The 20,019-nt window shown below is 62.3% G+C and carries 19 protein-coding genes; 2 read left to right on the forward strand and 17 right to left on the reverse strand.

Annotation, left to right across the window (positions count from 1 at the left end):
- Positions 1–262: 262 nt before the first annotated feature.
- Positions 263–532, reverse strand: a complete 270-nt coding sequence (gene rpsO, locus CCANI_RS08465; protein WP_146323748.1) for a 30S ribosomal protein S15 — start codon at positions 530–532, stop codon at positions 263–265.
- Between the two features lie 114 nt (positions 533–646).
- The gene (locus tag CCANI_RS08470; protein WP_146323749.1) at positions 647–1,618 is read right to left on the reverse strand and encodes a bifunctional riboflavin kinase/FAD synthetase; all 972 of its coding nucleotides are present in this window, start codon (positions 1,616–1,618) and stop codon (positions 647–649) included.
- Between the two features lie 31 nt (positions 1,619–1,649).
- On the opposite strand from CCANI_RS08470, the gene truB reads away from it, so the two are divergent.
- On the forward strand, positions 1,650–2,543 hold the full coding sequence (gene truB / locus CCANI_RS08475; RefSeq protein WP_146323750.1) for a tRNA pseudouridine(55) synthase TruB: 894 nt from the start codon (positions 1,650–1,652) through the stop codon (positions 2,541–2,543).
- A gap of 33 nt (positions 2,544–2,576) precedes the next feature.
- Here truB and CCANI_RS08480 read toward each other — a convergent pair whose 3' ends face one another.
- The 10 genes from CCANI_RS08480 to rimP all read right to left on the reverse strand — a co-directional run bounded on the left by CCANI_RS08480 (position 2,577) and on the right by rimP (position 13,222).
- Positions 2,577–3,227, reverse strand: a complete 651-nt coding sequence (locus CCANI_RS08480) for a 4'-phosphopantetheinyl transferase family protein (RefSeq protein ID WP_146323751.1) — start codon at positions 3,225–3,227, stop codon at positions 2,577–2,579.
- Position 3,228: 1 nt separating this feature from the next.
- On the reverse strand, positions 3,229–4,029 hold the full coding sequence (locus CCANI_RS08485) for a metallophosphoesterase family protein (RefSeq protein WP_146323752.1): 801 nt from the start codon (positions 4,027–4,029) through the stop codon (positions 3,229–3,231).
- Positions 4,026–5,330, reverse strand: a complete 1,305-nt coding sequence (locus CCANI_RS08490; protein ID WP_246118172.1) for an MATE family efflux transporter — start codon at positions 5,328–5,330, stop codon at positions 4,026–4,028. Before CCANI_RS08490 ends, CCANI_RS08485 begins: the two co-directional genes overlap by 4 nt.
- A gap of 4 nt (positions 5,331–5,334) precedes the next feature.
- Positions 5,335–6,282: a DHH family phosphoesterase gene (locus CCANI_RS08495; protein WP_186750131.1), complete on the reverse strand. Its 948-nt coding sequence runs from the start codon at positions 6,280–6,282 to the stop codon at positions 5,335–5,337.
- Between the two features lie 6 nt (positions 6,283–6,288).
- On the reverse strand, positions 6,289–6,729 hold the full coding sequence (gene rbfA, locus CCANI_RS08500) for a 30S ribosome-binding factor RbfA (RefSeq protein WP_146323755.1): 441 nt from the start codon (positions 6,727–6,729) through the stop codon (positions 6,289–6,291).
- A gap of 45 nt (positions 6,730–6,774) precedes the next feature.
- Complete coding sequence (locus CCANI_RS08505) at positions 6,775–7,476, reverse strand: phosphatase PAP2 family protein (RefSeq protein WP_146323756.1); 702 nt, start codon at positions 7,474–7,476, stop codon at positions 6,775–6,777.
- An 898-nt stretch (positions 7,477–8,374) separates the two neighbouring features.
- Positions 8,375–11,158, reverse strand: coding sequence for a translation initiation factor IF-2 (infB, locus tag CCANI_RS08510; RefSeq protein WP_146323757.1), 2,784 nt, complete (start codon positions 11,156–11,158; stop codon positions 8,375–8,377).
- 93 nt (positions 11,159–11,251) lie between these two features.
- Entirely contained in the window at positions 11,252–11,578 is a 327-nt protein-coding gene (locus CCANI_RS08515; RefSeq protein WP_146323758.1) for a YlxR family protein, read from the reverse strand.
- A gap of 97 nt (positions 11,579–11,675) precedes the next feature.
- Positions 11,676–12,668 (reverse strand): transcription termination factor NusA, encoded by a 993-nt coding sequence (gene nusA / locus CCANI_RS08520; RefSeq protein ID WP_146323759.1) that lies wholly within the window; start codon positions 12,666–12,668, stop codon positions 11,676–11,678.
- A complete protein-coding gene (gene rimP, locus CCANI_RS08525; protein WP_146323760.1) occupies positions 12,665–13,222 on the reverse strand; it encodes a ribosome maturation factor RimP in 558 nt (185 codons plus the stop codon). The genes nusA and rimP overlap by 4 nt, the downstream gene beginning before the upstream one ends.
- Before the next feature lie 35 nt (positions 13,223–13,257).
- Here rimP and CCANI_RS08530 point away from each other — a divergent pair, with 35 nt between their 5' ends.
- Complete coding sequence (locus CCANI_RS08530) at positions 13,258–14,082, forward strand: DUF4439 domain-containing protein (RefSeq protein WP_146323761.1); 825 nt, start codon at positions 13,258–13,260, stop codon at positions 14,080–14,082.
- A gap of 1,239 nt (positions 14,083–15,321) precedes the next feature.
- Here the strand turns inward: CCANI_RS08530 and nagB are convergent.
- Genes nagB through CCANI_RS08555 form a run of 5 tightly spaced genes read right to left on the reverse strand, consistent with a single transcriptional unit; the run spans position 15,322 to position 19,864 of the window.
- Positions 15,322–16,101 carry a glucosamine-6-phosphate deaminase gene (gene nagB / locus CCANI_RS08535; RefSeq protein ID WP_146323762.1) on the reverse strand — a complete coding sequence of 260 codons (780 nt, stop codon included), beginning with the start codon at positions 16,099–16,101 and terminating at the stop codon, positions 15,322–15,324.
- Between the two features lie 31 nt (positions 16,102–16,132).
- Positions 16,133–17,296 (reverse strand): N-acetylglucosamine-6-phosphate deacetylase, encoded by a 1,164-nt coding sequence (locus CCANI_RS08540; protein ID WP_146323763.1) that lies wholly within the window; start codon positions 17,294–17,296, stop codon positions 16,133–16,135.
- Entirely contained in the window at positions 17,293–17,994 is a 702-nt protein-coding gene (locus CCANI_RS08545) for an N-acetylmannosamine-6-phosphate 2-epimerase (protein WP_146323764.1), read from the reverse strand. Before CCANI_RS08545 ends, CCANI_RS08540 begins: the two co-directional genes overlap by 4 nt.
- A gap of 8 nt (positions 17,995–18,002) precedes the next feature.
- Positions 18,003–18,920 (reverse strand): ROK family protein, encoded by a 918-nt coding sequence (locus CCANI_RS08550; protein ID WP_146323765.1) that lies wholly within the window; start codon positions 18,918–18,920, stop codon positions 18,003–18,005.
- Positions 18,921–18,925: 5 nt separating this feature from the next.
- Positions 18,926–19,864, reverse strand: a complete 939-nt coding sequence (locus CCANI_RS08555) for a dihydrodipicolinate synthase family protein (RefSeq protein ID WP_146323766.1) — start codon at positions 19,862–19,864, stop codon at positions 18,926–18,928.
- Positions 19,865–20,019: the final 155 nt, after the last annotated feature.

Consider the following 20,019-nt stretch of genomic DNA (forward strand, 5'->3'; position numbering starts at 1 on the left):
GCAACCGATTAAGCGGCTATGGCCGTTTAGGGGGTATTAAACTATGCGCGCGCCATCATTAAGCCCTTAAAACGGCAAATTGCATCACGCGCAAACAAAAAGCGCTGGGAAGGAGTCTCCAACCCAGCGCAAGCAGGCAACGGTAGCACCTAACCAGCAGGCAACGGTAGCACCTAACCAGCAGGCAACGGTAGCACCTAACCAGCAGGCAGCGGTGGCGCCCAACAAGCCAAGCGCACGACAGCGCCCAGCAGGCAAAAGCCTAGCGGCGCAGCCCGAGGCGGCCGATCAGGTCACGGTAACGATCGACATTGTTTTCGGCCAAGTACTTGAGCAGGCCCTTGCGGCGACCAACCAGAAGCAGCAGGCCACGGCGGGAGTGGTGGTCGTGCTTGTGGAACTTCAGGTGCTCGGTCAGCTGGCGGATACGCGCGGTCAACAAGGCGATTTGGGCCTCCGGGGAGCCGGTGTCGGTCTCGTGCAAGCCGTACTCAGCCAGGATGGATTTCTTCTGCTCGGTGGTCAGAGCCATGGAGTATTCTCCTCGTACATAGTTTCAGTCCACATGAAAGTTCTGCGGGAGCAACTGCTGTGGACCGCAGTCGCTTCAAGCCTCGGCTACCCTACCACACAACCAAGGCAAAGCTCAAAGCGTCTCAGCTGCGAGGATTTCGCGGGCGCGGGCGACGTCACGGCCCATGGCATCGAGTAGCTCATCCACACTATCGAACTTGACCATTCCGCGCAGACGTTCGACAAATTCCACGGCGCAGAAACGGCCGTAAAGGTCGGCCTCCTGGTCCAATACAAAGGCCTCTACACTGCGGCGTTCGTCGCCGAAGGTGGGATTGGTACCCACAGAGACGGCGGTCATGTAGCGCTGGTGGGGGCGCATATCGCCTGCCACCGGGGCGTCGTCAAGTATGGTGAACCAGCCGCAATACACGCCATCGGCGGGCAAGGCCACGGTGTCGGGGAAGTACAGGTTTGCGGTTGGGTAGCCGAGCTCGCGGCCGCCCCGCCCGGCGCCCCGGCAGACTTCGCCGGCCACTGAGAAGTTGCGGCCGAGGGCCCAATTGGCGCGGCGCACGTTTCCGGCGGTGAGCAAACCCCGAATCACGGTCGAACTGATTGTCGTTCCGTCTTCAGCAACGAGCGGTAGGACGCGAACCTCCACCCCGTAGCGCTCCCCCAATTCCAAAAGTGTTTCGGTGGTTCCGGAAGCGCGGTGCCCGAACGTAAAATTATCGCCGACGATCACGGTCGCCGCTTTGAGGCGCTCCATAAGCACCTGGGTAAAGAACTCCTCCGGCGTCTGAGCTGCGAGTTCGTGGGTAAAGCGCACGGCCAGCATGTGGTCAACTCCGAGGTCTTCCGCAAGGTCCGCGCGGCTGGCCAGGCTCCCCAACATGGGGGGCATTCGATCGGGTCGGAGTACGGCTAGCGGATGAGGGTCGAAGGTCATCACCACGCATGGTGCCGAATGTTTGTTCGCCGCCGCGCGGGCTTCCGTAATAAGCGCGCGATGCCCGCGATGCACGCCGTCGAACACGCCGATGGTCACCACACTCCGGCCAAGGTCGGCCGGCACTTCCTCTAATCCGTGCCAGATATCCACGCGCTACACACTACGTCATACACTGAATCGCATGAACGATCCCCTCTCCACTTCCGGCTTGGTCATTGTGGACAAGCCCGCGGGCATGACTTCCCACGACGTGGTCGGCCGCCTCCGCCGCATCTTTGGCACACGGCGAGTGGGGCACGCCGGCACGCTTGACCCGATGGCCACCGGGGTGTTGGTCGTGGGCATTGAGCGGGGCACGCGCTTCCTCGCACATATGGTCGCAGAGACGAAGACTTATCGCGCAACCATTCGACTGGGCATGAGCACCTCCACCGACGACGCCGAGGGCGAAACCTTAACCACCGCCGACGCCAGTTCGCTTATCGACGCCGCCATCCGCGACGCCATCGCCCACCTCACCGGCCCCATTATGCAGCGCCCCAGTTCGGTAAGCGCCATTAAGGTCGGGGGCACGCGGGCGCACGAGCGGGTTCGCGCGGGTGAGCATGTGGAGCTGCCGGAGCGCCCCGTAACGGTGCATCGCTTTGACCTGCTCGACCAACGAATCGAAGGTATGTTCTATGACCTTGACGTGGAGGTCCACTGTTCCTCCGGAACTTACATTCGATCGCTGGCCCGGGATTTGGGCGCCGCCTTGGGCGTGGGCGGGCACCTGATCGCGCTGCGCCGCACCGCCGTCGGCCCATTTACCCTAGACCAAGCCCATACATTGGAGGAGCTTGCGGAAAATCCCCAACTTTCGCTCACGCTCGACCAGGCGCTCACGGCCGCCTACCCCACCCTGCCGGTCTCGGAAGAAGAGGGTCGCGCGCTGGCGTTAGGCAAATGGTTGAGCCCCCGTGGCCTGCGTGGCACGCATGCGGCCGTCACCCCCTCCGGGCGGGCGATCGCGCTGGTCAAGGAATCGGGAAATCGGCTGGCTACCGTGTTTGTCGCCCGGCCCGCCACCCTTTAACTCCCCGTGCGGCCTCGCCAAAACTTTCGAACGCTATTGGGTTACGGCCGTAACGGCGATGATATAACCGTCGCGGATTTCCCACCGGCCGCTAATAAACGGCACGGGCGCAGGCCGCACCAACAGGTAGGACACGAAGGTGCCATCGGTGCGGATATCTATTTCTGCCTGCTCAAAGCCGAGCCAGCGGTGCGTCATCGGGAACCACGCTTTATAGGTGGCTTCCTTGGCGCAAAATAGCAGCCGATCGGCGCAGTCGATGCCGAGCGTTTCAATGCGCGTGAGTTCGGCCCTACGTGCGATAGATCGCAGCACCCCATCGGGCAGCGGTTCGGCGGGCTCAACATCCAGCCCCATGGCGCGCACCAGCAGCCGGGGCGCGGCGACGGCGGCCCGAAAACCCGCCGTGTGCGTCAAGGAGCCGCTTACCGACGCCGGCCACAACGGCATCCCACGCTCCCCCCGCAAGATTGGGTCCCCGGTGTCCCTATGTAATTCCCGCAGCGCTTGATGCGCGCACCAGCGGGCGTCCCCGAATTCCGCCTTTCTGATGTCCACGGCGTGGGCTACCAGCGCTTTCTCCAACGGGTGGAGGGCGTGATAATTGTCCAAATTCACCTCGTCCACGGCGCGGCGGATAACGCTAAAGCGTGCCGAATCCGGGAACAGGTTGGGATCGCACATGTCAATCACCCGCCTGGAGGATGCGAACTGGCCATTGTCGATCCGCAGGGTATCGCTGCCATTCCCGTGGATAGCCCAAGCTGACTTCATGGTGCGGAATCCCCTCTACAACGTAGGTTCCGGGCATGTGCAGGTGCCCAAATACAACGGCTTTTGCTTCGTATCGGCTCGCCCAGCTTCTGGTGTGTCGAGTCCCGCACCACGGGGCCAATTCCCGCACATATAAGGACTCCACCGGTTCCACCACCAGCGGCCAGTGATTCACCAGGATTGTGGGCCCGGTGACTTTGCTTAACCGCTTTACAGAATAAGCTAACCGGTCCCAACACCACGCCCGAATGTCCACAAAAGGGGCAATGGCAAACTCGTCGGTCATCATGACCTGTCGGTCGTGCGCGGCCTGCACCGCCTGCTCAACCGAATACCCAGGCGCACGGAACGAATAGTCATACAACGTAAACAGCGGCACGATGGTGCACCCCGCGAACACCGGGTACGGATCCTCCGGGGTGAGCACATCGATGCGACGACACCCCGTGACCAGCTCCTCGTACTTATCCCGCCCCTGATAGCGGTCGCTGCTGCGGCAAAACAGCTCGTGGTTGCCGGGCACCCAGATCACCCGTGCGAAGCGACGCCGCAGCTTGGTAAGCACCTCCAGCACCAGTTCGGTGCGCTCCGCCACATCCCCGGCGACAATCAACCAATCGCCAGGACGTTCGGGTTGAATGCGATCGATGGCTTCCGCATTTGCCTTCACCGCGGCGTGCAAATCGGCCACGGCCCACAGTGAGTGCGTCACCTCGATCCCCTTTCATTCTCAACCATTATGCCCATCCAGGCGTCCGAACGGTACCTCCACGTCACCGCAATTAAGCGTATGCACAGGAAAACCGCAATCCCACACCATACGCCAAACACCCCGGCGTCGAAAAGCAGCGCAAGCCACACGGCTGGCAAAAAGCCGCACAATACGGCCGCCATCGTGGTTTTGCGTAAGAATGCGGCGTCCGCCGCGCCGAGCAATACCCCATCCAGCGCGAACACCACGCCGCCCACAATAACCATGGCAACCATGATCCACCATGGGCCTGACATCGCTTCCTGAACCTCCGCTGAATTAGTAAATATGTTCGGTAACCACCAGGCGCCGGCGGCCATGATCGCCGCGAGGATAACCGACAATATGACCGAATACAGGGTCACGCGGGAGGCCACCCTGCGCACCCCAGCCGCACCCACGGCGCCGCCCAAGGCGGAACCCACCAAGGTCTGCGCCGCGATGGCCAAGGAATCCAACACCATGGTGAGCAGGTTCCACACTTGCAACAACACCTGGTGCGCGGCCAGCGAAGCCGCACCAAAACGCGCGGCCACCGCAGCGGCGGAAATCAGGGTCACCTGGAACGACAATGACCTGGCGATCAGGTCCCTACCCAGCGCCAGCTGCGCCTTGATCATCGGCCACTGCGGCCGCCACGAACCGGAATGGGCGCGCACCAACGCCCCGAAAAACAGTGCGGAAGTAATGCACTCTCCGCACAGATTTGCCCATGCGGAGCCGACCAAACCAAAGCGCGCCACGGCGAAAGGCACCAGCACCGCGCTGGGGATCACCCCGGCCAGCGTGAATAATAGGGGCAACCTGGTGTTTTGCAGGCCGCGAAGCCACCCATTGCCCGCCATGATCAAGAGCACCAGCGGGATTCCAAGGGCGGCGACGCGCAACCATTGCGTGGCCGCGGCGGCCACCGTCGGATCCCCCGAAAGCCAGAAGCACAATCGCGGGGCCGCCACCATGATCGCGGCGGCGAGCGTCACGCCGACCACCACCGCCACCCACGTGGCCTGCACCCCTTCGGCGACCGCCCCCGGCGCATCGCCAGCACCGAATGCGCGTGCGGATCGCGCGGTGGTGCCATAGGACAAAAAGGTCAATTGGGTGGTCACTTGGGCCTGGATGGTCGTCGCCGCGCCCAGCGCCGCCAACTGCTCCGCACCAAGGCGACCCACCACGGCGGTATCCAATAGCAGGTACAAGGGGGTGGCGGCAAGCACACCAAGCGCGGGCAAGGCAAGGCCCAAAACGGTACGAAAATTCACGGTACTACAGGGCCTCAAGATACCGTTTCAGCTGGGCAAACACCTCAGCCTCGGTGCCATAAGCCGTGTATCCCGCGGCCAGCACGTGGCCGCCGCCGCCCAGGCCGATGGCGATATCGGAAACATTCACCGCGATGGAACGCAACGAGACGGCCCATTCGCCGGGTGTGTATTCCTTAAACACCACGCCGATATCCACCCCGGCCAAGGCGCGCACAAACTCGACGATGCCCTCCACGGAGTTCACCGGGTAATCGCAAATAGTTTCGTAATCCGCGTACACCACGCCCAGGGAAAAATCGCCGGCGGGCTCCACCTGCAATTGGGACAGCACGGTGCCCAACAGGATCACGTCCGGAACCCGCCGCACATCCAGCAGGTCGATGGCCACCTGGCGCACATCCACCCCCTTGCGCATGAGCTCCGCCGCCAATTCGTGCATCTGCGGCCTGCCCCACCGGAAACTGCCCGTATCGGTGGCCAACCCGGCATACAACGCATGTGCGATCTCCCGGGTGATTTCCACACCTAAGTACGAAAACCACTCCGCCAGGATCACCGTGGTCGACTCCGCCGCCGAGTCAATTAAGTTCACGCTGCCAAAATGCGGATTGGAGGCGTGATGATCCACCACCAACACCCGTTCGTGTGTCGCGATGGCGGGCGCGCAAGCACCGGCGCGGTCGACGGTTGCGCAATCGACGGTAATCACGGCGTCGACAAGCGGCAATTCGGTGACCTGCGCAATGCGCTCCGCCCCTGGAATCGTTAATAAATTTTCCGAAAATCTTTTCGGTTCACCGATCAAGCCAACGGCGTGTTTGCCCAGCTGCTCCAACGCCAGCACCACCGCGCACACACTGCCAATCGCATCGGCGTCGGGGCGGATATGCCCCACCACCGCAATCCGCCGCGCATCGCTAATCAGTTCGGCCGCCGCAGCCCACTGCATCGCCACTCAGAGCTCTTCTTCGGGATGCTTATACGGATCAGCCTCCCCCGCCGGCTGCGCATGTTCGGCAAGTTTCCGCAGCTCCTCGTCCCGCGCACGGGCCTTAGCCAACAACGCCTCCATATGCGCGCTAGCCTCCGGCACAGTATCAACCTCAAACGCAAGCGTGGGCGTAAACCGAACACCCAATTGATCCCCAACAATCTTGCGCAACTGGCCGCGCGCACGCTTCAACGCCTCCGCCGCAGCCTGCATATCCGGCTCCGCATCCACCGTCTTCCCACGCACGGTATAGAACACAGTAGCGTCATGCAGATCGCCGGTAACCTTGCAATCAGTAATGGTCACATATTCCAAGCGGCGGTCCTTGATCTCCAGCTCGATAGCATTGGCAACGATCGTTAAAATGCGCTTAGCCATACGCGCCGCACGTGCATGATCAACCATGACGAACCTCCAGCTTAGAATACTTCCTCGATGTCCCCGACCATCTTACATGCTGGTAGTTCGCGCCAGCGCACCCCGCCGCGCCAGCGCCTCCTGCGGCAAACCCCCCGCGCCCACGCCCGCCCGCGTAACCATCCAACTCAACGCCAACGAACTCCCCGAGCCAATAAGGAAACCGCTGGCCACATCCGTAAACCAATGCACACCCAGGTACAAGCGCGAAGCCGCAATCGCCGCCACAAACGCCGCGCCCAGCAGCCACGTGAGCGCGCACAGGCGTTTACTACGCACCACCGCCCCCACCACAATAATCAACGACACCCCAAACGCCGCGGCCGCCGTCGTATGCCCAGAAGGGAAACTATAATCCTGCTCCGTGGTCAGCTGCGTGATCAACGGCGGACGTTCCCTGCGCACCAACAACTTCAACGAATGCGTGATTGCCGACGCCCCGGCCACACACGCCACCACATAGCCTCCCAGCCAGCGACTCCGCGTAAGCCACCACACAAGAGCGCCTAGGAACACGGCCAACACGGTGGCATACAGCGGGTTTAATAACAGCGTGATCGAACGCATAAACACCGTGGTTACCGGGTCGCGCGATTCGATGAATTCCTCCAGGACCTTATTGTCGCCGTGGACCACCAAATCCCACCGGACCAACCACCCCACCAACACAGCAATCAGAACGGCGACGGCGCCAATAATCGCGCGCGTCGCATCAGACAACCTCTCAGTGATCATTCATACAGGCTACGTGATACCGCAAAGCTTAGTGAATGTTGCTTGTTGGTTGGGGTTGTTGGTTGGGGTTGTTGGTTGGGGTTGTTGGTTGGGCTTGTTGGCTGGGCCCCGCGGCTGAGCTCCAGTGGCGCGGTTCCAGTGACGCGGCTCCAGTGGCCGCAAATCGCCCCAACCGATTAGTAGTGCACTACCGCTGACCTGGGCTCGTCTTTCTATTCTTCATTCGGGGGTCTTACGAAGAAATTCCGGACGAATCTCGCCCAAAAACGCTGCAAATCGTCTTTTTATTCTTCGTTAAGCACCCCAATGAAGAAATTCAGGACGATCGCAGGTCAACGGCTGCACACAACCTACCGGCAGGCAGGGGCCGGCGGAGCTTTCCAGACGATGAGGGTCGAATGTTCCCGAACCATTGGCCCCGCCACATCTGCCTCAGGCACATCTAACACCGCCGTTGTGCGCTCCTGCGGAAATACCGTCCCGAGCACCCCGGCGTGTCAAATCTGCCTGAACGCGAGACTCAGCGCGAAGCTCGGCAGCCACTTCAACCCCTCCACATCACGCCTCCGATAGGTAGTGCACAACCGCCGACCTGGGGCTGGTCTTTCTATTCTTCATTCGGGGACCTTACGAAGAAATTCCGGACGAATCTTGGCCAAAAACGCCGCAGCTCGTCTTTCCATTCTTCGTTAACCACCCTAAAGAAGAAATTCAGGACGATCGCAGGTCAACGGCTGCACACAACCTATCAAGGCAGGCGGCGGCCGACGGAGCATGCAGAGAAAACCACGCAATTGGAACGAAAAACCGAAGAAACCCCGGCTCGGACTGCCAAATTGCAGCCCGAAACCGAGGTTCCCCAGTCTGCGCAGCCAGCCGCCCAGACCCAGCACACAGCCTAGGTGCGCGGCACCTCAACCAATTCGTAAGCCTCGATGATGTCGCCGATTTGGATGTCCGGGTAGGACAGCACCATACCGCATTCGTAACCGGCCGCCACCTCGGTGACATCGTCCTTTTCGCGGCGTAACGAATCGATGTTCGCCTTTTCCACGACCACATTGCCGTCGCGCACCAAGCGGACGCTGGCGTTGCGGCGCACCTTGCCGGATTCCACCAAGCAACCCGCGATAAGGCCCACTGCGGACGCCTTGAAGATCGCACGGATTTCCGCACGGCCAACTTCGCGCTCTTCGTAGATCGGCTTCAGCATGCCGCGCAGCGCGGACTCGATTTCCTCGATGGCACGGTAGATCACAGAATAGTAGCGGATTTCCACGCCCTCGGCGTTGGCCTCTTCCGTGGCCTTGCCTTCGGAGCGGACGTTGAAGCCGATGATCACCGCGTCGGAGGCGGCTGCCAGCGACACGTTGGTCTGCGTGACGGCACCGACGCCACGGTCGATGATGTTCAGTGCCACTTCGTCGTCCACCTGGATCTTCAGCAATGCCTCTTCCAGGGCTTCCACGGAACCGGCGTTGTCGCCCTTCAGGATCAGGTTCAGCGTGCTGGTTTCCTTCAGCACCGCATCCAGATCTTCCAGAGACACGCGCTTGCGGCTCTTCGCGGCGAGCGCATTGCGTTTCCGAGCGTTGCGCTTGTCGGCGATTTGGCGTGCCACGCGGTCGTCTTCCACCACGAGCAGGTTGTCGCCTGCACCGGGCACGCTGTTGAGGCCTTGGACCTGCACCGGGCGGGACGGCCCGGCTTCTTCCACGTCGTTGCCGTATTCGTCCACCATGCGGCGCACGCGACCGTGGGCGTCACCGGCCACGATGGAGTCGCCGACGCGGAGGGTACCGCGCTGCACGATCACCGTGGCTACCGGGCCGCGGCCGCGGTCCAGGTGCGCCTCGATGGCCACGCCTTGGGCGTCCATATCCGGGTTGGCCAGCAATTCCAGCGAGGCGTCCGCGGTCAGCAGCACGGCTTCGAGCAGCTTCTCAATATTGATGCCCTGCTTGGCGGAGATATCCACGAACATGGTGTCGCCGCCGTATTCTTCCGGCACGAGACCATATTCGGTGAGCTGGCCACGGATCTTATCCGGCGCGGCACCTTCCTTATCAATCTTGTTTACCGCCACCACGATCGGCACTTCGGCGGCCTTGGCGTGGTTGATGGCTTCCACCGTCTGCGGCATGACACCGTCGTCGGCGGCCACCACGAGGATGGCGATGTCGGTGGACTTGGCGCCGCGGGCACGCATGGCGGTAAACGCCTCGTGGCCGGGGGTGTCCAGGAAGGTCACCAGGCGGCGTTCGTCGTCGATGGTCACCGGCACTTGGTAGGCGCCGATGCCCTGCGTGATGCCGCCGGCCTCGCCGGAGCCGACATTGGTCTTGCGGATGGTGTCCAGCAGGCGGGTTTTACCGTGGTCGACGTGACCCATAACGGTAACCACCGGCGGCCGCTTGACCAGCGCGTCTTCGTCGCCTTCGTCCTCACCGAATTGCAGGTCGAAGCTTTCCAAGAGCTCGCGGTCTTCGTCCTCGGGGGAAACGACCTCTACCTTGTAGTTCATTTCCTCGCCGAGCAGCATCAGCGTTTCGTCGGATACAGAAGCCGTTGCGGTGACCATTTCGCCAAGGTTGAACAGGGCCTGCACCAGCGCCGCGGCCTCCGTGCCGATTTTCTCGGCGAAGTCGGATAACGACGCCCCGCGCGCCAGGCGCAAGGTAGCGCCACCGCCGTCGGGCAAGCGCACGCCACCGATAACATTGGGAGCCTGCATTGCCTCGTACTCGTTACGCTTCTGCCGCTTCGATTTGCGCCCCTTACGCGGAGCGCCACCGGGACGACCGAATGCACCTGCGGTACCGCCGCGACGCCCGCCGCGCGAACCGCCACCGGCTCCACCGGTGCCGCCACCTGGGCCGCTACCGCGGTTGAAGCCACCGCCGCCGTTACCACCGCGGCCGCGTCCGCCGCCGCCACCGGATGCGGATGCCTTTGCGGGCATCTGCCCGGGGCTCGGATGGTTCGGCATCATGGACGGGGTGGGACGGCGACCGCCGCCACCGCTCGAACCGGTCTTCGAACCACCCTGTTGGCGTCCGCCGCCACCGGGGCGCTGACCGCCTTGCGGGCGCGGGCCACCACCAGGACGGGGACCGCCACCGGGGCGCGGACCGCCGCCGCTGCCGCCACCGGGGCGGGGTGCGGGGGTGGGAGAGCTGGATGTGGAGAAAGGATTATTGGCCACGCGCGGCACGCGACCACCCGGCTTGGGGCCGGGCTTTGCCATCGGACGCGGCATCGGGGCCGGCTTGGGAGCCTCCGCGGCCGCCGGTTTCGGGGCTGCGGGCTTCGGAGCAGGCTTGGGTGCCGCTGGCTTGGGCGCTGCCGGTTTCGGGGCAGGCTTAGGAGCCGCAGGCTTCGGCGCGGGCTTCGGCGCTGCCGGTTTCGGGGCGGCCGGTTTCGGCCCCGGCTTTGGCGCCGCGGGCTTGGGTGCCGCCGGCTTCGGGGCGCCAGGCTTCGGGGCGGCTTTCGGCTTTGCTTCAGTTACAACGCTGCCTTGCTGCGCAGCGTAATGATGTTCCATCTTCTTCACCACGGGAGGTTCGATGGTGGAAGATGCTGTTTTTACGAACTCGCCTTGCTCCTTCAGCGTGGCGAGGAGTTCTTTGCTGGTTACACCGAGCTTCTTTGCAAGCTCATGTACACGTAGCTTTCCGGGCACTTTACTCCTTGGGGTTTATCCGCAGAAGTGAAGGCCCTTCATCTTCTACGGGTTTGCGTTGACGTTCATCGCTGATGCTTCATCGTGGGCTCATCAGTGTTCGGTCTTTCTTGTTTCTAGTTCGGTGTGACCCATGAGAAATTCCCGCACGGGTCCGGCATCCACGGCTGTGGTTGCCCGTAACGCGCGGCCAAAGGCACGACGTGCCTCAGCCAAGTCCAGAGCTTGTATTGTTGGTGTGATCCAAGCACCCCTCCCCGGCAAGCGACGCCCCGGATCGGGCACCACCACACCGGGCTGTTCGGGATCAAGGACCACGCGCAGCATGTCACTATCAGGACAACGCCGCCGAGTAGCAATGCATGTACGGATACGAGTGGCCGCGCCAGAAGCTACCTGATGTTCTGGGCTGAATGCCATACGTGTGTTACTGCTCCTCCGTCACCATTACTGAATGAACCCAAGCTCGGGCCTTATAAGAGTCTACGCCAGATTCCTTCGAACGGCTAATAGGAACCTATTCGGCGTCCGAGTGAATATCGATCTTCCAACCAGTAAGGCGTGCCGCGAGGCGCGCATTCTGCCCCTCTTTCCCAATGGCCAGGGACAATTGGTAATCCGGCACGGTCACCCGGGCAATCTGCTGGTCCGCGTCCACAATCTCAACGCGCACTACCTTAGACGGCGCCAAGGAATTACCCACATATGTGGCTGGATCGTCCGAATAATCGATGATATCGATCTTTTCCCCGTTCAGCTCCCGCATAACATTTGATACGCGCTGTCCGCGCGGACCGATGCAGGCACCCTTAGCGTTCAAACCCTTGACGGTTCCCCGCACGGCGATCTTGCTGCGGTGCCCGGCCTCCCGGGCGATGCTCATGATTTCCACAGAGCCATCGGCAACCTCCGGCACCTCCAGCTCGAACAATTTGCGCACAAGCTCCGGGTGCGTGCGGGACAGGTTGATTTGCAGGCTGCGGGGGCCCCTGTTCACCCCAACGACGAAGCTTTTCACGCGATCGCCGTGCTTGAACTTTTCCCCCGGGATCTGTTCGGCGGGCAGCAGCACGCCGTCCTGCCCCTCCAATTCGGTGCCCAATTGCACCACCACGATGCCGCGCTCCCAGGCGCGGGCATCCGCCTGCACCACCCCGGACACCACGTTGCCTTCGTAGCCGACATAGGAGTCGAAGGCTTTGGTGGTTTCCGCCTCCCGCAGGCGTTTCACAATTGCATCGCGGACGGCGGCGGCGCCGATCCTGCCGAAACTACGAGGCGTGTCATCGAACTCGGATTCGATATTGCCGTCGGCGTCGAGTTCGGTCACGATCACACGGACCGCACCGTCCTCAGGGTTGATGTCTACACGAGCGCGCGTGTGCGGGTCACTCCCACGATGCGTGTGGTACGCGTGAAGCAATGCGCTGGCAATCGTAGTCAAAAGGTCTCGGACACTGATGCCCTTTTCCTCTTCAATCGCCCGGAGTGCATTGACATCAATGTTCACTTGTAGTCCTCTCGCCTTGCAAGGCTGTCTTCGTATGTGGCTGCAGCGAGCTGACGTTCAGCCGCTGGGATTTCTGCGAACTCTACTTCTACCACTGCCTTAGCAACGGCAGCTAATTCGATCGGGGCAACCTGAAGCTGCTTCCCATTCCTCGTGATCAAGATTACGTGATCCCCGTCCGCGTTGAGCGCGCCGATGCGGCCTCGGGTGACGGCCCCCGCGGCGTCGGTAAGCGCTACCATACGCCCAACGTTGCGGCGCCAATGACGCGGCAGGGTCAGGGGGTGATCAACGCCAGGAGTGGAAACCTCCAAGGTGTACCCAGCGCCGAACGATACCACACCCGCCTCCTCCGCACGATCAAACGCCTCCCCAATTTCCTGCGACAAGCCCTCCAGCGCGTCCAAGTCCGGGTGCGCGTCCGAATCCACGGCGATGGCGACAACGGACTTGGAACCGGCCCGATTGACACGCACGCGCTCCACATCCATATTGCGGGAGGACACGATCGGTTCGACGAGTGGGCGCAGAGTTTCAGGGGTAGGAAAAGCCATAGCGACGAGCTTAGCGCGAGGTAGACTCTGGCGATGTGAAACGTCCCGCTTTTATCACGCTGATCGTCGCACTGCTCACCGCCTGCTCCTTTGGCGCCAATGTCACCGCTAACGAGCCGCTCTCCAACGTGTACCGCTCCGCCGCGCATGACGCCGAAGCCACCCATTTGGACAACGTGACGGACGTCCGCAAGCGCCACAAGGCAGACTTGGAGACGGAAATTTACCGCCTGTGCGGCACCTTGCAGGACGGCTCCACGCCGCCGAATTGCACGCTCCCGACTATCGACGCCGCGGCCAACGACGAACGCGACTCCGCCAAGGTGCTTGCCGACGCCATGCACACCATCGAAGCCGACATCAACAACGTCCCGCACGAATCCGTCATCATACTTGCTCGACACTACGCCGAATTGGCCACACTCGCCCTGACCAGCCCGGAGCTGCCCAAAGAAGCGGAACTCACCACCCCCCACGATGTGGAACGCCTCCGCGCAGGCATCGACCACGAATACGCCAACGCCTACGCGCTAGAAGTGGCCGCGGCCCGGGACAACGCCGGCACCGAGGCGAAGCTGGAAGAAACCGTCGAGCAGCACCGAAAAAACGCCCAGGACCTGAGCAAACTCGTGCAGGACGGAGTGCCGGCGCCAGCGCCCGGATACGTAATCGACGATCCCATCGCAGACCCGACGGGCTTCGCCGCCGCGCTCGAACAAGACAGCGTGGCGTTCTGGCTGGCAGAAACCTCCGCCGCGGAAACCGACGCTTGGCGGCTGATCTGCCTGCGCGCGGCTGCCGCCGCCGCCCTGCGCGCCACCATGTTCAACCCAAACACCGAATACCTGCACAACTCCTGACCGCACCGCCGAAATCCTGAGGTGCCGTTGGGTTGTGGGTTATGCGCAACCTCCGCTGCCGGCTGATGGGTTGTGGGTTATGCGCAACCTCCGCTGCCGGCTGATGGGTTGTGGGTTATGGGCAACCTCCGCTGCCGGCTGATGGTTATGGGCACGGCTGGACCTAACGAGGCCTTTCCGCACGATGAGGGTCAAATGTTCCCGAACCATCGGCCCCGCCAATCTGCCTCAGGCAGATCTGACAAGGCGGGTTCGGCGTCCTGCGGAAACACCGTCCCGAGCACCCCAACGTGTCGAATCTGCCTGAGCGCGGACTCAGCGCGGAGCTCGGCAGCCGCTTCAACCCCTCCACATCACACCTCCGATGGGTTGTGTGCAACTGCCGACCTGGGGCTGGTCTTTCTATTCTTCATTCGGGGGTCTAGCGAAGAAATTCCGGACGAATCTCGCCCAAAAACGCTGCCCAAAAACGCTGCAAATCGTCTTTTTATTCTTCGTTAACCTCCCTAATGAAGAAATTCAGGACGATCGCAGGTCAACGGCTGCACACAACCTATCCGGCAGGCAGGGGCCGGCGGAGATTCCCAGACGAGTAGCGTCAAATGTTCCCGAACCATCGGCCCCGCCAATCTGCCTCAGGCAGATCTGACACCGCCGTTGTGCGCTCCTGCGGAAACACCGGCCCGCGCACCCCAACGTGTCGAATCTGCCTGAGCGCGGGACTCAGCGCGGAGCTCGGCAGCCGCTTCAACCCCTCCACATCACGCCGCCGATGGGTTGTGCACAACCGTCGACCTGGGCTGGTCTTTCTATTCTTCATTCGGGGGTCTAGCGAAGAAATTCCGGACGAATCTTGGCCAAAAACGCTGCAAATCGTCTTTTTATTCTTCGTTGCGCGCCCCAATGAAGAAATTCCGGACCATCGCAGGTCAACGGCTGCACACAACCTATCCGGCAGAAAGGGGCCGGCGAAGATTCCCAGACGATGAAGGTCAAATGTTCCCGAACCATTGGCCCCGCCACATCTGCCTCAGGCAGATCTGACAGGGCGGGTTCGGCGTCTTGCGGAAACACCACCAACCGACGGCCGACATGTCGAATCTGTCTGAGCGCAGCAAACCATTGGCCGATTTCGGTCCCCAAGTCACCCCAGCAGCAATAGGTTGCACACAACCACCTAGATCGATGGGTTGCGTGCAGCCTATCCGGAGGAGCCGGTGCCGTGATCGGGAACTGCGGTTAAGGGCGTTGCCAGGCGGGTTTATGGTCGTAGGCGTAGTGATAGTATTCGGCGAATTGCAGCTTACTGGCGGCGGCTTCGTCGATTACCACGGTCGCGTGCGGGTGCAATTGCAATACCGAAGCGGGGCAAAAAGCGGTGACGGGACCTTCGACCATAGCGGCGATCGCGGCGGCCTTCCCTTCGCCGGTGGCGAGTAGGACAAGCCGACCCGCCTCCGTGATGGTTCCCAGCCCTTGGGTCAGCACATGGATGGGAACATCAGCGGCGGATTCGAAAAACCTAGCGTTATCGCGAATGGTCTGCGGGTGCAGGGTTTTCAGGCGGGTGCGGGACACCAGGGAAGAACCCGGCTCGTTGAAACCGATGTGGCCATCGGTACCAATTCCCAACAGCTGAATATCAATGCCTCCGGCCGCTGCGATCGCTTGGTCATAGGCGATGGCGGCCTCCCCGGGGTGGGCGGCGAGGCCGTCTGGGCTCTTGACCTCCGCGTCGTCGATATCAATATGCGCGGTAAACTCGTCGCGGATGGTGCGGTAGTAACTCTGCGGATGCTGCGGCGCCAGCCCCACATACTCGTCGAGCAAAAAGGCGCGGGCATGGGCAAAGCTCAACCCCTCCTCGCGGTGGCGGCGGATCAGCTCCCGATACAACGCCAGCGGCGTGGAACCCGTGGCCAAACCAAGGGTCACGCTCTCCCGATTCAGGTATTGAACAAAAATATCAGCGGCAAGGCTAGCTACATCAGCCTCGGTGGGCTTGATAATGATCTCCATGGTGGGAGGGCCTCCTTCCAGGCGTTTCGGGTTACTGGGCCGACGGCGGTTCAGCGCCGCGCCACAACACTTTTGCCAACTTGAGGTCGGCATCCAAACACACAAGGTCCGCGCGGTTGCCCGCGACGATGCTACCGCGATCGGCCAAACCCAGGACCTTTGCGCCGGTGGTAGCCGCCATCGCCGCAGCCTGCGCAATATCGCGACCGCGCCGGATATGGCGCTGCACCTGCTCCAACAACCGCGAAGTGCCACCGGCGATGGACCCTTGGGTGCCATCCGTAGTGGTCAGGCGGGCAATCCCGCCGGTAACGGTGACGTGGAGATCGCCCAGCTCGTAGGCACCATCAGCCATGCCCGCGGCGGACATTGCATCGGTAACAAACACCGCATTGGTGGGGGTTACCGTGTCCCACACGAGGTCCACGGTACGGTCGTGCAAGTGTACGCCATCGGCCACCAGTTCGACCACCATGCGGCCGAGCGCGGCGGCGTCGAGCATGGCGGCGGCAGCTCCCGGGACGCGGTGATGGATCGGCGGCATCGCATTAAACAGATGCGTTGCTGTGACAGTCACACCAAGTCGCTCCGCATGCTCGAGGACGGCAAGGGTGGTATCAAAATCAGCGTCGGTATGGCCGAGGGAGGCCACCATCCCGTAGTGCGAACACACGTTCACTAGTTCCAATGCGTGTGCGGTTTCCGGGGCGAAAGTCACGGAACGCAACCAGCCGCGCCCAGCCTCCGCCACGCGGGCAAGCAGGTCGGGATCACCGGGAATGATCGCGGCCGGGTCTTGGGCGCCGCAGCGGCACTTGTTTACGAACGGGCCTTCTAGATGCACGCCATCGATCTCGCCTTCGTCCGCCAAATCCGCCAACACGGCGGTTTGCCGCACGAGGTGGGCGCCGGGCGCGGACACCAACGATGCCAGCAAGGTTGTGGTGCCGTGGGCGCGATGGTGACGCGCCGCCGTGCGGCAACCCGCAAGATCCGAATCCGGAAAGCTCCCGCCGGCGCCGCCATGGTTGTGAATATCCACGAAACCAGGCAGAATCCAGGCGAAACGCTCCCCCGCAGCAGCGTCGGCGTCGGTGGCCGGGCGGACGCTTGCAATGCGGTCCCCCGACACCGTGACTATGGCGTCGGGCACGACACCCGTGGGGGTGACCGCTGCTCCGCGCAAACTGATCATCGTGCGGCCTCTTCAACCTTGTGGGCGAATTGGGCGGTGACGAACGCGACGTCGGTAATCGCGGTGCCAATGATGACCGCGTCGGCGCCGCGCGCCAAACCTTCGGCAGCAAGCTCCGGGGTGTGGTAGCGGCCCTCGGCGGTCAGGAACACGTCCGGCCCAAGCGCGGCGCGGATTTCGGAAACCAGTTCGAGGTCGGGGCCGGGGGTTTTGGGGCGATGTTCGGTGTAGCCGGCGAGCGTGGTGGAGATGATATCGGCACCATCGCGATGCGCGGCGATCGCCTCTTCAAGCGTGGCAATATCGGCCATGATCAGCGCGCCTTCCTCATGGACCGCGGCGACCTTGTCCGCGAAACTGGAACCATCGGCGCACGGGCGCAGCGTCGCATCCACCGCCACCACGGTCGCCCCGGCCCGTGCGACAGCGCGTGCGGAAGCCACCGTCGGTGTGATATACACGCCGGTGGTGCCCTCCTTGGTCAAACCTATGACCGGAACATCGACCATATCTACGACAGCTCGAATATCTTCAAGGCCGCCGTAACCACCGCAGCGGATCGCGGTCGCCCCGCCCTGAACGGCGGCGGCGGCGAGGTGCGCGATGGTGGTGGTATCACGCAGCGGATGACCGTCCGGCGCCTGCGCGGAAACGATCAACGTGCCGGTGACACGGTTGCGAAATTCAGCGAGATTCATGCTCTTCCTTATACCTTTGATGAACCCAAATATGCGGCCCCGACCAGCGGCGCATCCGTACCCAAGGCCGCGGGCAATACGGCTAGATCGGAGAGGGCTGTCAGCAACCCGCCGCGCAGCGCCTCCGTAAACGGCTCCGTGATTTCCGGCCCGATCGTGCCGACGCCGCCACCGAGCACCACCGCTTCAACGTCGAACGCGTTGACGAATGCGGCGAGACCTCGTCCCACACCCGTCATACCACCGGTAATAACCTGCCTGGCGAGTTCATCACCGGAATGGTAGCGGCGCATGATTTCGCGGAGGTCAACCTTGGATACCAATTCGCCGCTTTGGGCCAGATACGCGCGGGTCAGCGAAGGCCCAGCGCCGATATTTTCGATCGTATCGCATCCCCCATCGGGCGTCGGGCCGTACAGATATGCGATTTCACCCCTACTAAAATGAGGGGAATCTTCTAAGGAACCGCCGCTGATAATAGCGCCACCAATGCCGGTTCCAATGGACACAAACAAAACCTCGGAAAAGCCTTGCCCGGCACCGAATATGGCCTCGCCGAGGCCCATGACGCGAACATCGTTGTGAACGGCGACGGGCAGGTTCGTGGCCTCCGCGACGGCCTGACCGAGGGCGGTTCCCGCCCACCCGGGCATGGTGTTTCCAGCGGCGACGATCACGCCCGTGGCGGGATCCACGACCCCCGGTGCGCCGATGCCCACGGCGCGGGGCTCGTAGTCGGCGTCCGTCGCGGCGTCGATAGTCTCTTCGATTGCGGCGAGGACTTCGGCGACCACTGCGCGGCTACCTTCCACCGCCTTCGTCGGCCGCGTCGCGCGCGCATGCACACGCGTCGGATCCGCGGGGTCGATAAAGGCGGTAGCGATCTTCGTGCCACCAATGTCAACGGCAACGACACAGGTGCGCATGTGTTCTAATCCTTGAGGCCGGAAGCGTCGACGATCGCGTAGATGCGGGCGAGCTCTTCCTGCGCAAACGGCAGCGCAGGGGGCGCCATAAGGCGAGAACGGAACACGCCCAAGTATTCTAATGCCGCCTTGAACCCGCCCACGCCGGAGGAATTGCCGCCGATGCGTTGGGGATCACCCTGGAACACAATATCGAACAGTTCGATGAGCCGCTCTTGCTCCTCGCGGGCGGCATCCCAATCGCCGGCCAAGGCGGCCCGCTGCAGGCGCACATAGCCCGCCGGATCGACATTGCCCAAGCCTGGGACCACGCCGTCCGCGCCGAAAAAGTAGTTGAGGTCCACGGTGGTTTCGGAACCGGTGAGCACCTTGAAACGCTGCAACCCTCGCGCATTGCGCTTTCGAATAAGCGAGCGAGTTGCGCCGTCGAGGCCGGAGGAATCCTTCATCCCGTGCAGCACGCCCTCCTCCGCAAGCTGAAGCATCAGCTCATCGCCGAGGGTGACATTGACGCAGATCGGAATCTGGTACGCGTACAGCGGCAGCTCCGGCGCGAGCGCGTGGATGCGTCGGAAATGTTCCGCAATTTCGTTCGGATGGGTCCGCGTGTAGAACGGGGCGGTAGCAACAAGCCCCTGCACGCCGATCTCGAGGGCGTCCGCAACGTGCTCCGCCACCCGCAACGTCGTGGTATCGATGACACCCGCGATGATCGGGACGCGGCCCGCCGCCGTCGCCACAACGGTCTTGAGGAACTCGCGGCGATTATCGCGGGTGAGGAACACCACTTCGGATGAGGATCCGAGCGCAAACAGTCCATCCACCCCATTGGCTATGAGGCGCTCAACGTGACGTGCGAGGGATTCATGGTCAACTGAGTAGTCATCATTGAGGGGGCATACCACCGGTGGAATCACACCGGCGAATGCTTCAACTGCAGACATTGAAAGCTTAGGCCTTTCACGAAAAAGAAAATGTGTTCGGAACTTGGTGTCACGCGGGGTGGCACCGAAGCAGCGCCGCTGGCGGTGCATGCGATCCGAGGATTGCGCTCATATACGTCCCTATCTTCGACCAACGATTCTGCGCATCGGCTGTG

The organism is Corynebacterium canis (assembly GCF_030408595.1).
In the GTDB taxonomy this organism is placed as follows: domain Bacteria; phylum Actinomycetota; class Actinomycetes; order Mycobacteriales; family Mycobacteriaceae; genus Corynebacterium; species Corynebacterium canis.